Below are 12,496 nucleotides of genomic sequence, written 5' to 3'. Positions count from 1 at the left end.
CCGGTACGAGAGAAGGAACCACCATGACCACAGTCGACGCCACCCTCCAGCGCGTCCCGAGCACCACGCCCGTCGCCGAGATCCGGGAGATCGTCGCCCGCGACGGCGGCGTGATCATCACGGGCCTGCTCACCCCCGACCAGATCACGCGCTTCAACGCCGAGATCGAGGCCCCGCTGCAGGCTCTCGCCGCCGGCAGCACGCATGAGCTCGAGATCGTCCAGGAGTTCCACGGCGCCAACACCAAGCGCCTGACCAACCTGGTGACCCACAGCCCCGTCTTCCGGTCCGAGATCATCGACCACGACCTCGTCCACGCCCTCTGCGACGCCACCTTCCTCGAGGAGTCGGGCACGTACTGGATGACCACCGCCCAGGTCATCGAGATCGGCCCCGGCAACCGCCCCCAGATGCTGCACCGCGACCTCGAGAACTGGTACCCCTTCGTCGGCATGGGCCCCGCCGGCCCGGAGATCACCCTCAACTTCCTCATCGCCCTCACCGACTTCACCGAGGAGAACGGCGCCACCCGCGTGATCCCCGGCAGCCACCAGTGGCCCGACTTCCAGGACCGCGGCACCCCCGAGCAGACCATCCCCGCCATCATGCAGGCCGGCGACGCCCTCTTCTTCAGCGGCAAGACCGCCCACGGCGGCGGCGCCAATGTCACGACCGACGAGTACCGCCGCGCGGTCTCCTTCGCCTTCAACCCCGGCTTCCTGGTCGGCGAAGAGGCCTACCCCTTCCTCGTGGATCGCGAGGTCGTCAAGACCCTGCCCGAGCGCGTGCAGCGCATCCTCGGGTTCCGCTCCCAGTACCCGCTGGGCTCGCCCGGCCTCTGGCAGGTCGACTACAGCGAGCTCGGTGATTACCTCGGCCTGTAGGCCCGTACCCCCGACGATGCCGAGCGCGCGCTCGGTGCCCCGACGCCCCCGACGCCCCAGTGCGCCGGGGGCATCTCGGCGTTTCTTCCCCGCGACCGGCGCCCCACGCGCCACACTCGGGTCATGACGGCGCAAGACCTGTGGCCGGTGGCGTCCGAGCCGGTGCGAGAACTGATCCGGGCGCTGGCGGAATCGATGCTCACCCGAACGGACGAGGTCATCGACGACCTGACGACCGCCTCCCTGGTGGACCCGCGGTACCGGGAGATCGCCGAGGATCCGGCGCTCGCGGAGGCCGACGCCCGCGTCGTGACCACGCGGCTACGCGTGTGGCTGACGTCCAACATCGCCGACCCCGGGGCGCGGGTCGTCCCCGGTGCCGGTGACGAGATCCGCACCTACGCGCGCGATGTCGTGCTCCGCGGGCTGACGACGGACGACGCGCAGAGCTGGCGGGCGGCGCAGCGCGTCGCGTGGAAGTGGTGGCTCACGGGCTGCTTCGCCGCCACCAGCGATCCGGAGCAGCTGCAGGAGCTCATCGAGATCTCCGGGAACTCACTCACCGCGTACGTCGACGATTCGATCGCGGAGCTGGCCGACCACGTGCAGCAGGTCCGCGAGGAACTCGCCGGCGGATCGCAGTTGCAGCGCTACGCCACCGTCGAACTCCTGCTGCAGGGCGCCGACATCCCGACCTCCCGCGCCGAGACCCAACTCGGGTACGCGCTCACCGGAACCCACATCGGCGCGGTGGTGTGGGTGGACTCGGAGAAGGACGTGGGCGCGCTGGAGCGCGCGAGCGAACAGGTGATGCGGGCCTGCGAGGCCCACACCCGGCTCACTGTCGTGGCCGGGACCACCGCGCTCTGGCTGTGGATCCCCACGAAGACCGCCCCCACGGTGGACGCCCTCGTCGAACGGCTGGGGCGCCGACGGGGCGTGCGCGTCTCGCTCGGCAGGCCCGCCGACGGCGTCGCGGGCTTCCGCGCGACGCACATGGATGCCGTTGCGGCCCAGCGGCTCCTCGCCCGGCTCGACTCTCCGCTGCCCTGCGTCCGGTACGAGGACGTCCACCTCGTCGACCTGTTCTCCGCGGACGTCGCCGCGGCGGACCGGTTCGCGGCGGACGTTCTCGGCGATCTCAAGGGCGCCAGCCCGGACCTGCACCGGACCGTGCTGACCTATGTCGACGAGGGGCTCAACCGCACCAGCACCGCCGAGCGTCTGTACACGCACCGCAACACCATCGACCGGCGCCTCGCCCGGATCGACGAGCTGCTCCCGGCTCCGCTGGTGGGCAGCCTGATCGAGGTGACCACCGCCCTCCGGCTGCTCCGCGTGCGCGAGGGACGCTGACCGGCCGCGCCGGACGCGCTACTCCTGCCTCCCCGCCGCGGGGCGCAGCTTCGCGACGATCGGTCCGAGCGCGAGCGCCGCGATGAGGAGCACGATGATGCCGGCGGAGACGGCCGTGTCGTCACCGGCCAGCAGGTCGAGGTTGAGCAGCATCACCACGAGGACGGCGACCAGCCCGGCGAGCCCGAGCAGCGGGGCGACCAGCCTGCGCAGAACCGGTGTCCCGCGGGAATCACGACGGAAGAACACCAGCACCGCCGAGCAGGTCAGCACCAATAGGATGACGTAACCGACCGAACCGAGGCCGGAGGTCCAGGTGTACAGCTGGGTCATCGGGTCGAGCCCGATGACGATCGCCAGTCCGGTGACGGCGATGACGAGCGCCATGACCGCGATCGACCCGCGGTGCGGCGAGCCGTGCTCGGGGTGCACCACGGCCAGCCGGCGCGGCAGCAGATCCCGTGAGGACAGCGAGAGGGTGTAGCGGGACAGGATGTTGTGCCAGGTCAGAGCTGCCGCGAAGGTACTGGTGACGTACAGCGGCATCACCAGGTCACCACCGACGTTGCCGAGGTACTGCACGGCGACCGACGTCAGCAGCCCCTCCGGGTCGGCGGTGGCGGCCGCGACGATCGTACTGTCGCCGACGCCGCTGATCACGGCCCACGAGGTCAACGCGTAGAACAGGCCGACAACGGTCACGGAGATGATCGTGGCCCGGCGCACCGTGCGCACCGGGTCCTTGGCCTCGTCCCGGAAGACGGCGGCCGCCTCGATGCCGATGAAGCTCAGCACCGCGAAGATCAGGGCCACCCCGGGGGCGCCGCTGAAGACCTCCTTGAACGAGACGACGCCGCGCGAGAGTCCGTCCGGTCCGCCGCCATGGAGGACGATCCACGCGTTGAGGACCAGGATCAGGCCGACCTCGGCGATCAGCAGGATGCCGAGGACCTTCTCCGACACCTCGACGTTGCGGTAACCGAGGAACGAGATGAGCGCCAATCCGACTGCGGCCCAGAGCCACCACGGCAGCGCCGGCCCGCCGTAGGACTGCACCAGAGCGTCGACGCCCGTACCCAGGAGCACGTAGAGACCGATGTAGATGCACGTGTACGACAGCATCGCCAGGTAGCCCGTGCCGATGCCCGCCGCACGGCCCAGGCCGGCGTGGACGTAGGAGTAGAAGGCTCCCGCCGAGCGCACGAACGGCGTCATCGCCGTGAACCCGATGACGAACAGCAGCAGGACCGCCAGCGTCGCGAGGTAGGCCATCGGGAGGCCCGGACCGTTCCCCAGGGCCAGGCCGAGAGCCATCGGCCCGCCCACCACGCAGAGGGGCGCGGCGCCCGCGATGATCATCAGCGAGACGGCGGGGACCCCCAAACGGCCGTGCAGGCGCCCGGATTCGCCGGTGGGCGAGGCGTTCTCATCGATGGTCGCGCTCATGGATGTTCCTTCTCGGTGAATCCGACACCACGGGCGGGGAGGGATCGCGCCTCCGCGACGCCGGCGGAATCGAGCGGATCGCCGGACCAGGTTATTAACGAATGATTGTTCGCTCGATGGCAGAACGTTAGCCCGGTCACACCCGGGGTGTCAACGGAAAGATGTGACCCGGACCACCGATCGGGTGATCGTTCGGAGCCGGCGTCAGCGCGCGAGGGCCGCCGCGTTCATCAGCCCAGCATGCGCCGGACGAACCGCCAGTGCAGGTCGGCCAGGGCCTCGGGGCCGAGAGGCCCGTCGGGGCGGTACCAGGCGGCGACGCCGTCGCACATGGCGACGATCGCCCGGGTCGCGATGCCGACCTGGTCCGGCGGGAGGTCCGGGGAGTACGCGGCGACCCGCCGCGCCACCAGATCGATATGGGCGTGCTGGTCGGCCAGGAGGCGCTCGTAGTCCTCGGGCGAGACCACGCGGCCCGCCGAGGCGGTGTTGACGACGACGTCGGTGACCCGCGCGAGCAGGAGGTTCTCTATCTGATAGAGGACGTGCTGGCGCACCGACGCCTTCAGCTCCTCCTCCGGCCCGGACTCGGGAACCAGTGCCGCGGTCGCCATGAAATCCGCCAGCACGCGCGAGACCGCCTCGGAGAGGATCGCCTCCTTGGAGGGGAAGTGACTGTAGAGCCCGGGCGCCTTGATCCCCACCGCCTCCGCCACCTCGCGCACGGTGCACGCGGCGAAGCCCTGCGTCGCGACGATGGTGACGGCGGCCGCCAGGATCCGCTCGCGCATCACCGTCTGATCGAAAACCCTGCCCAGACTGGCCTTGTCGGCGTCATCAAGGGCCGCGGAAGACACCGCGGTCCGCCCCGACGAGGCCCCGTCCGGTATGGATACCCCTCCATCGCGCCGCATGGCGCTCACAGTACCCCGCCCCTCGCCCGGGCCCTTCCGACTCGCGTCGGAACTCCGCGTGGCGCGCACCGGCCGTAGGAACCCGTTGACGACCGGTGTGACCCGCGCTACATTAACAAACATTCGTTCGTAGATCGGCAGACGCGATCGCGCCGCACCCGCGGCGGACCCGATGAAGGAGCTGGCAGCATGACCGAACCCTCGTACACCGTCGTCGACCCGTCGACCGGCGAAGAACTCGCGGCCTTCCCGTTCGCGACCGATGCCGAGATCGAAGCGGCGCTCGCGGCGGCGGCCGGGGCGTACGCCCGGACGCGGAACAGCACCGTGGCGGAACGCGCTGCGTTGATCCGCAGGGTCGCGGCGCTGCACGTCGAGCGCAAGGACGAGCTCGCCCGGATCATTCAGCGCGAGATGGGCAAGCCCCTCGACCAGTCGGTGGGCGAGGTCGAATTCAGCGCCGCGATCTACGAGTACTACGCCGACAACGCCGAGGCCTTCCTCGCCGACGAGCCGATCACCCTCCTGGACGGCGAGGGCAGCGCCCGGATCCGCCGCGAGGCGATCGGCGTCCTGCTCGGCGTCATGCCCTGGAACTACCCCTACTACCAGGTCGCGCGGTTCGCCGGACCGAACCTGGTGCTGGGCAACACGATCGTGCTCAAGCACGCCCCGCAGTGCCCCGAGTCCGCCGCCGCACTGCAGCGGATCTTCGCCGACGCCGGCTGGCCCGACGGTAGCTACGTCACCGTCTTCGCCACCCACGAGCAGATCGCGGGCGCGATCGCCGACCACCGGGTGCGCGGCGTCTCGTTCACCGGCTCGGAGCGCGGCGGCGCAGCGATCGCCGAGGTCGCGGGCCGGAACCTCAAGAAGGTGGTGCTCGAGCTCGGCGGGTCGGACCCCTTCATCGTGCTCTCGACCGACGACCTGGACGCCTGCGTCGACGCCGCGATCGAGGCGCGTTTCGAGAACACCGGCCAGGCGTGCAACGGCGCGAAGCGCATGATCGTCGCCGACGACCTGTACGACTCCTTCGTCGAGAAGTTCACCGAGCGCACGCTCGCGCAGGCCCAGGGCCTCGCCCCGCTGTCCTCCGTCGCGGCGGCCGAGCGCCTCGAGCAGCAGGTCCAGCGGGCCGTCGCCGCAGGTGCGACGCTGACCAGCGCCGGCCCGCGCACCGGCGCCTACTTCCCGCCCGGCGTGCTGACCGGTGTCGAGCCCGGCTCGCCGGCCGCCGCCGAGGAGCTCTTCGGGCCGGTCGCGACCGTCTACAAGGTCGCGTCGGAGGACGAGGCCGTCGAGCTCGCCAACGCCACATTGTTCGGCCTCGGCTCGTACGTCTTCACCACCGATCCCGCGCAGGCCGAGCGCATCGCGCACGCGCTCGAGGCGGGGATGGTCTTCGTCAACGGCGTGAGCCTCGAGTCCGTCGAACTGCCCTTCGGCGGCGTCAAGCGGTCCGGCTTCGGCCGCGAGCTCGGCCGCTACGGCATCGACGAGTTCGCCAACAAGAAGCTCATCCGGAACGCCACGGCGTAGCCGGCGCACCACCTCTCCCCCTCACACAAGGAACCACGACCATGACCATCGAATTCAACGCCGCCGTCTTCCGGACACCGAACGAGCCCATGACGATCGAGCGCGTGACGCTCCCGTCGACCCCGCCGCCCGGCGACGTGCTCGTCAAGCTCTCCGCCAGCGGCCTGTGCCACAGCGACCTGCACGTGCTGGTGGGCGAGTGGGACGCGCCCGCGCCGATGATCCTCGGCCACGAGGGCGCCGGCGTCGTCGAGGCCGTGGGCGAGGGCGTGACGAACGTGCAGGTGGGCGACCACGTCATCCTGTCCTGGACGCCCTCGTGCGGACGGTGCCGGTACTGCGTGAGCGGCCGGCCGGTCCTGTGCGACATGGCGGCCGAGCACTCGGCCAACCACCTCTCGTTCGACGGGAAGACGCGGGTCCGCAGCGCTGACGGCGACGAGGTCTACAGCTTCGCAGGGCTGGGCACCTTCGGCGAGTACACCATGGTGCCCGCGTCGGCGGCGATCGCGGTCCGCAAGGACGCGCCCTTCGAGCAGTCGGCCCTGGTCGGCTGCGCCGTTACCACCGGCGTCGGCGCGGTCGTCAACACCGCGAACGCCCGACCCGCCGACGTGGTCCTGGTGATCGGTTGCGGCGGTGTGGGACTCAATGCCGTGCAGGGCGCCCGGCTGGTCGGCGCCCGCCGGATCATCGCCGCGGACATCTCGGACGACAAGCTCGAGCAGGCCCGCAAGTTCGGCGCGCACGAGACGATCAACACCCGGACCGAGGACTTCGCGGCACGGATCGCGGAGCTCACCGACGGCCGCGGTGTCGACATCGCGGTGGAGGCGATCGGCCTGCCGCAGACCATCGAGGCGGCGTACTCGGTCCTGGCCCGCGGCGCCACGGCCGTGGTCGCGGGCCAGGTCGCCGACGGCGTCACCATCACCATCGACCCGTTCGTCATGTCCGACCAGGAGCGGCGCCTCATCGGCTCGAACTACGGTTCCAGCCGCGCCGAGGTCGACTTCCCCGTCCTCGTGGACCACTACATGAACGGCCGGGTCGACCTGGACTCGCTGGTCACCGATGTCATCACGCTCGAGCAGATCAACGAGGGCTACGAGGGCATGAAGCGCGGCGAGGGCATCCGCTCCGTGATCCGCTACAGCTGATTCCGCCCGGGCCGAGACACAAGGAGAAACATGGCGATCGCCTCTTCCCGGACCGCCTTCGAGCGGACCCGAAACAGCCTCGCCGGGGGCGTCAGCTCCGGGCTGCGCGCCACGATGCGGCCGACACCGCTGTTCGTGGACCGGGCGCACGGCGCCCACGTCTGGGACCTCGACGGTGACCAGTACATCGACTACGTGATGGCCTGGGGGCCGCTGGTCCACGGCCACAGCCATCCCCACGTGCTGGAGTCGGTGCAGCGGGTGCTGACCGACATGCAGGTGGTGGGCATGGGGCACCCGCTCGAATACCAGGCGGCCGAGGCCGTGCTGGAATCCGTCCCGGGCGCCCAGCGGCTGGTGTGGGCGAACACCGGCACCGAGGCGGTCCAGGTGGCACTGCGGTTCGCCCGCGCGGCGAGCGGACGCAATCGTTTGGTCAAGTTCGCCAAGGCGTACCACGGCTGGCACGACAGCGTGTACGCGAGCATCGGCGCCGACGACACCGGGGAGACCCCGGTCGGCGCGAGCCGCGGCCAGAGCCCCAGTGCCTACGCGGATCTGATCGTCGGCCGGTTCAACGACATCGACGCGGCGACCGCGCTGCTCGAGCGCGCCGAGGAGCGCGACATCGCGGCGGTGCTCATCGATCCGATCATGAGCAACGCCGGTGTCACCGACCCGGCGCCGGGCTTCCTCGAAACCCTACGGGCCCTGTGCGATGCGCACGGTGTGGTCCTGATCTTCGACGAGGTCATCACGGGGTTCCGGATCGCCCGCGGCGGCGCGGCGGAGCGCTTCGGCGTGACCCCGGACCTGTCGGTCTTCGGCAAGGCGATCGCCGGCGGATTCACGCAGAGCGCCGTGGTCGGCCGCGCCGACATCCTCGATCTGGTGACGGACGGGGTCATGCACGCCGGGACCTTCAACGGGAACCCCGTCGCGCTGGCGGCCGTCACAGCGTCCATGGAACTCTGTGCCGCGCCGGACGTGTACTCGATCCTCGAGGACCGCTCCGCGCTCTTCGAGGCGGAGGTCGGCGCGGTCCTGCACGCCGCGGGGTCCGTCGGCGAGCTGCGCCGGGTGGGCTCCCTGCTCCAGTTCGTCCCCCACGGCCGGGCGACGAGCCTGCACGGCACGGGCGGCACCTGGTCCGAGATCGCCGGCGCGATGCTCGAATCCGGCGTCGCCTTCATGCCGTCCGGGAAGATCTTCCTCAGCACGGCGCACACCGCCGAGGACATCCGGCTCACCGCCGAGCGCTTCGACGCGGCACTGCGGCGGGTGTCCGCATGACCCGCATCGGAGTCGCCGCGCCTACCGCCCCGGACCCGTTGCACGCGTGGTCGGCACTGACGCCGACGGCCTTCCTCGACCGGGCGGCCGCGGCCCACGGGAGCCGGATCGCGGTGATCGACGGGGACCGGCGCTGGACCTACGACGAGTTCCGGAGCAGATGCCTGCGGCTGGCCGGCGCACTGCGCGACCTGGCCGGCGGATCGCCCGTCGCGGTCCTGGCCCCCAACAGCCACGTCCTGCTCGAGGCGCACTACGGCGTCCCGTGGGCCGGGGTACCGCTGGTCGCGCTGAACACCCGGCTCGGCACCCGGGAGCTGGCCTACATCCTGCAGCACTCCCGATCGGGTCTCCTCATCGCCGATCGGCAGTTCGCCGCGTTGGTCGCGGAGGTCGTCGGCGCGATGGCCGCCCCGCCGCGGGTCGTCATCGCCGACGGGGACGGTTCGGAGTACGAGGCCCTGCTGGCGGAGGCCGAGGAGTTCCGTGCGGAGGTCGACGACGAACGGGGCGTCCTCGCCATCAACTACACGTCGGGGACCACGGGATCGCCGAAGGGCGTGCAGTACCACCACCGCGGTGCGTACCTCCAGGCTCTCGCGATGTCCAGCCACTTCGACTTGAGCCCCGACACCGTGCACCTGTGGACCCTGCCGATGTTCCACTGCAACGGCTGGTGTTTCACGTGGGCCGTCACCGCGGTGGCCGGAACGCACGTCTGCCTGCGCAAGGTGGACGCGGAGGAGATCTGGCGCCTGATCGACGAGGAGAAGGTGAACAGTCTCAACGGCGCGCCCGCGGTGCTCGACATGATCGCGCACTCGCCGTCCGCCGTGCCGCTCGAGGGCGGCATCAGACTCGGGACCGGCGGAGCCCCGCCGGCGCCGGCGGTCCTGCGCCGGATGGGCCGCATCGGTTTCCAGGTCACCCACCTGTACGGCCTGACCGAGACCTTCGGCCCCGCGCTGCTGTGCGAGGTCCCGCCGGAGTGGCGTGGACTCGACGACGAGACGCGCGTCCGGCTCACCGCACGACAGGGGGTCGGCAACGTCGTCTCCCTGCCGCCGCGGGTGGTCGCGGCGGACGGGTCGGACGTCCCCGCCGATGGGACGACGATCGGCGAGATCGCGCTGCGCGGCAACAACGTGATGCTCGGCTACCTCGATGACGACGAAGCCACCCGCCGGGCCGTTCCGGACGGCTGGTTCCGCACCGGCGACCTCGGGGTGCGCCACGCGGACGGGTACATCGAGCTGCGTGACCGCAGCAAGGACATCATCATCAGCGGGGGCGAGAACATCGCCAGCGTCGAGGTCGAGCACGTGCTCGCGGAGCACCCCGCCGTCCTCGAGTCGGCCGTCGTCGGAACGGCCGATGCGCGGTGGGGCGAGATCCCGGTCGCCTTCGTCCAGCTCGTCCCCGGCGCCGAAGCCACCGCGGACGAGCTGATCGAGCACGTCAAGAAGCACATCGCGCGGTACAAGGCGCCCCGCCTGGTGATCTTCACCGACCTGCCCAAGACCACGACCGGCAAGACGCAGAAGTTCCTCCTCCGGGACCGAGCCGCACAGGAGCACGACCCGGGCGCGTGAATCCCTCGGTGCCGGTCAGTACACGGGCAGCGACGGGTCCACCTGCCGGGCGTACGCGGTGATGCCGCCCTGCAGGTGCACCGCGTCGCGGTAGCCCGCGCCCTGGACGGCGGCGAGCACCTCCGCCGACCGGATGCCGGTCTTGCAGTACAGGACCAGCTTCTTGTCCGCGGACACCTGGGCCAGGCCCTCGCCGGTCTCGAAGGCACCCTTGGGGACCAGCTTCGCGCCGTCGAGGTGCACGATCTCCCACTCGACGGGCTCGCGTACGTCCACCAGCTCGTAGTCGACGCCCGCCGATCCCATCTCGACGAGTTCCTTCGGCGTGATGGTGCTGCCGGCGGCGGCGCGCTGCGCCTCGTCGGAGACGACGCCGCAGAACTCGTCGTAGTCGATGAGGCCCGTGATGCGCGGGGCGTCGGGATCCTTGCGGATGGACAGGGTGCGGTAGCTCATCTCCAGGGCGTCGTAGACCATGAGCCGGCCGAGCAGGGACTCGCCGATGCCGGTGATCAGCTTCACCGCCTCGGTGCCCATGATCGAGCCGATCGAGGCGCAGAGGATGCCCAGGACGCCGCCCTCCGCGCAGGAGGGCACCATGCCGGGCGGGGGCGCGACCGGGTACAGGTCGCGGTAGTTCAGGCCCTGCTTCTCGCCGTCCGGGCCGTCCGGCGCGTCCTCCCAGAACACGGACACCTGGCCCTCGAACCGGAAGATCGAACCCCACACGTAGGGCTTGTGCGCCAGCACCGCCGCGTCGTTGACCAGGTAGCGGGTGGCGAAGTTGTCGGTGCCGTCGAGGATGAGGTCGTACTGCTCGAAGAGCTCCACCGCGTTCTCGGGCTCGAGCCGGATCGGGTGCAGGTTCACGGTGACCAACGGGTTGATCTCGGCGATCGAGTCGCGGGCGCTCTCGCCCTTCGGGCGTCCCAGATCCGAGACGCCGTGGATCACCTGGCGCTGCAGGTTGGACTCGTCGACCTCGTCGAACTCGACGATGCCGATGGTGCCGACGCCCGCGGCGGCCAGGTAGAGCAGCGCCGGGCTGCCGAGCCCGCCGGCGCCGATGACCAGCACTTTCGCGTTCTTGAGGCGTTTCTGCCCCGTGACCCCCATCTCGGGGATGATCAGATGCCGCGAGTAGCGCGCGACCTCGTCACGGGTCAGTTCGGCGGCGGGTTCCACAAGCGGGGGCAGCGTGCTCACCTTCAGTGGAACGACGGTGCGCTGCCCGCCATTCCCGGGCCCGTCACCGTCGGGCCGGACGGACCGTCACTTGAGGACCGGGGCGACCCAGGCGTTGGGCCGGCAGGCCAGGTCGTTGCCGAAGCCCTCGGACTTGTCGAGGTCGAAGATGTCGCGGTTCTTCACGCCGAAGGACTGCTGCATCATGATCGGCGCGAGCGCGCCCTGCGCGGGGCACGGCACGTGCTGCGGGTAGCCGATGGCGTGGCCGACCTCGTGGTTGATGGCGTACTGCCGGTAGCCGGTGAGATCGCCCTCGAACGCCGTGGCGCCGCGCACCCAGCGGGCCAGGTTGAGGACCACCCGACCGAGTTCGCCGTTGTAGCAGGACGACTCGAGCTGGATGGTGTAGCCGCAGGCCGACCGGGTGGTGATCGGCGAGGTCAGCGAGATGGTGAAGGTGGGCGTGCCCTTGTCGATGCGCTGGAAGGCGACGGCGGGGTCGTGGATCCAGCTGCGCGGATCGGCCAGGGTGCGGTCGATCATGGTGGCGAAGGGCTGATCGCCGCCGAGTGCCCCCATGTCGACGCCGTCCTCGACCGCGATCATGTATGTGAAGAGCTGCTGCTTGCCCTCGTCCTGCTTTCCGATGCGCGGCGTGCTGCCGGGCACGACGTGCCAGATGCCCTGGCCCTTCTCCGTGAACGGCCCGCCCTCGGGGAGCATGCCCGCCGGGGGCACCGGTCCGGGCACCGTCTTACTCGGCGCGCCGACGATCGTCTTGCCGGGCGTCGGGTTGCGGGAGAGCTGGCCCTCGGGAGAGGTGTCGGTGGTCTCCTTGGTCCCCAGGGTGTCGCCGCCGAAGGTCAACACCAGGGCCACCACGGTGAGCACCGCGAGCACGGGCACGGCGTAGGCGCGCCACCCGTAGGTGCGCAGCAGGCGGCCGAGCCGCCCCTGCTTGGCGTAGACCCGCTCGCGCGGCGGCCGGTTGCGGTGATCGCCCGAGGTCGCGGACGGGGAGTTGATGGGGTCCCACTCAGCCCGAAGCGGCGCACGCCCGTCCGGCCGGGGACGCCTCGGGTTCGAAGGACTACTCACGTCGTCAACGATTCCACGATCAG

At 70.6% G+C, this 12,496-nt stretch carries 10 protein-coding genes; 6 read left to right on the top strand and 4 right to left on the bottom strand.

The features are described 5' to 3' along the window. The first annotated feature begins 23 nt into the window (after window positions 1-23). Both FK530_RS12465 and FK530_RS12460 read left to right on the top strand, forming a co-directional pair. Window positions 24-884 carry a phytanoyl-CoA dioxygenase family protein gene (locus tag FK530_RS12465; protein WP_146487357.1) on the top strand — a complete coding sequence of 287 codons (861 nt, stop codon included), beginning with the start codon at window positions 24-26 and terminating at the stop codon, window positions 882-884. Between the two features lie 123 nt (window positions 885-1,007). Continuing rightward, the gene (locus tag FK530_RS12460; protein WP_146487356.1) at window positions 1,008-2,240 is read left to right on the top strand and encodes a PucR family transcriptional regulator; all 1,233 of its coding nucleotides are present in this window, start codon (window positions 1,008-1,010) and stop codon (window positions 2,238-2,240) included. Window positions 2,241-2,258: 18 nt separating this feature from the next. Here FK530_RS12460 and FK530_RS12455 read toward each other — a convergent pair whose 3' ends face one another. Next, window positions 2,259-3,686 (bottom strand): APC family permease, encoded by a 1,428-nt coding sequence (locus FK530_RS12455; protein WP_146487355.1) that lies wholly within the window; start codon window positions 3,684-3,686, stop codon window positions 2,259-2,261. 230 nt (window positions 3,687-3,916) lie between these two features. Continuing rightward, window positions 3,917-4,600: a TetR/AcrR family transcriptional regulator gene (locus tag FK530_RS12450; RefSeq protein ID WP_158645091.1), complete on the bottom strand. Its 684-nt coding sequence runs from the start codon at window positions 4,598-4,600 to the stop codon at window positions 3,917-3,919. A 189-nt stretch (window positions 4,601-4,789) separates the two neighbouring features. Here FK530_RS12450 and FK530_RS12445 point away from each other — a divergent pair, with 189 nt between their 5' ends. The 4 genes from FK530_RS12445 to FK530_RS12430 are packed head-to-tail and all read left to right on the top strand — an operon-like array spanning window position 4,790 to window position 10,187. Next, complete coding sequence (locus FK530_RS12445) at window positions 4,790-6,142, top strand: NAD-dependent succinate-semialdehyde dehydrogenase (RefSeq protein ID WP_146487353.1); 1,353 nt, start codon at window positions 4,790-4,792, stop codon at window positions 6,140-6,142. A 41-nt stretch (window positions 6,143-6,183) separates the two neighbouring features. After that, window positions 6,184-7,302, top strand: a complete 1,119-nt coding sequence (locus tag FK530_RS12440) for a Zn-dependent alcohol dehydrogenase (protein WP_146487352.1) — start codon at window positions 6,184-6,186, stop codon at window positions 7,300-7,302. Window positions 7,303-7,332: 30 nt separating this feature from the next. Continuing rightward, entirely contained in the window at window positions 7,333-8,595 is a 1,263-nt protein-coding gene (locus tag FK530_RS12435; RefSeq protein WP_146487351.1) for an aspartate aminotransferase family protein, read from the top strand. After that, window positions 8,592-10,187, top strand: a complete 1,596-nt coding sequence (locus tag FK530_RS12430; RefSeq protein ID WP_146487350.1) for an AMP-binding protein — start codon at window positions 8,592-8,594, stop codon at window positions 10,185-10,187. Before FK530_RS12435 ends, FK530_RS12430 begins: the two co-directional genes overlap by 4 nt. 15 nt (window positions 10,188-10,202) lie before the next feature. On the opposite strand, the gene moeZ is transcribed toward FK530_RS12430, so the two are convergent. Together moeZ and FK530_RS12420 are read right to left on the bottom strand one after the other, a co-directional pair. Further along, on the bottom strand, window positions 10,203-11,393 hold the full coding sequence (moeZ, locus tag FK530_RS12425; protein WP_146487349.1) for an adenylyltransferase/sulfurtransferase MoeZ: 1,191 nt from the start codon (window positions 11,391-11,393) through the stop codon (window positions 10,203-10,205). A 66-nt stretch (window positions 11,394-11,459) separates the two neighbouring features. Further along, entirely contained in the window at window positions 11,460-12,473 is a 1,014-nt protein-coding gene (locus tag FK530_RS12420; protein ID WP_146487348.1) for a DUF3152 domain-containing protein, read from the bottom strand. Window positions 12,474-12,496 lie beyond the last annotated feature (23 nt).

The sequence above is a fragment of the Tsukamurella conjunctivitidis genome (genome assembly GCF_007858475.1).
GTDB classification, from domain to species: Bacteria; Actinomycetota; Actinomycetes; order Mycobacteriales; family Mycobacteriaceae; genus Tsukamurella; species Tsukamurella conjunctivitidis.
The sequence above is the reverse complement of the archived record's forward strand: the minus strand, read 5'-3'. Positions and strand labels throughout refer to the sequence as shown.

Excerpts from the sequence above, each read along its gene's own strand:
- FK530_RS12465 (WP_146487357.1), top strand. The coding sequence starts at position 24 with ATGACCACAGTCGACGCCACCCTCCAGCGCGTCCCGAGCACCACGCCC.
- FK530_RS12460 (WP_146487356.1), top strand. The coding sequence starts at position 1,008 with ATGACGGCGCAAGACCTGTGGCCGGTGGCGTCCGAGCCGGTGCGAGAA.
- FK530_RS12455 (WP_146487355.1), bottom strand. The coding sequence starts at position 3,686 with ATGAGCGCGACCATCGATGAGAACGCCTCGCCCACCGGCGAATCCGGG.
- FK530_RS12450 (WP_158645091.1), bottom strand. The coding sequence starts at position 4,600 with ATGCGGCGCGATGGAGGGGTATCCATACCGGACGGGGCCTCGTCGGGG.
- FK530_RS12445 (WP_146487353.1), top strand. The coding sequence starts at position 4,790 with ATGACCGAACCCTCGTACACCGTCGTCGACCCGTCGACCGGCGAAGAA.
- FK530_RS12440 (WP_146487352.1), top strand. The coding sequence starts at position 6,184 with ATGACCATCGAATTCAACGCCGCCGTCTTCCGGACACCGAACGAGCCC.
- FK530_RS12435 (WP_146487351.1), top strand. The coding sequence starts at position 7,333 with ATGGCGATCGCCTCTTCCCGGACCGCCTTCGAGCGGACCCGAAACAGC.
- FK530_RS12430 (WP_146487350.1), top strand. The coding sequence starts at position 8,592 with ATGACCCGCATCGGAGTCGCCGCGCCTACCGCCCCGGACCCGTTGCAC.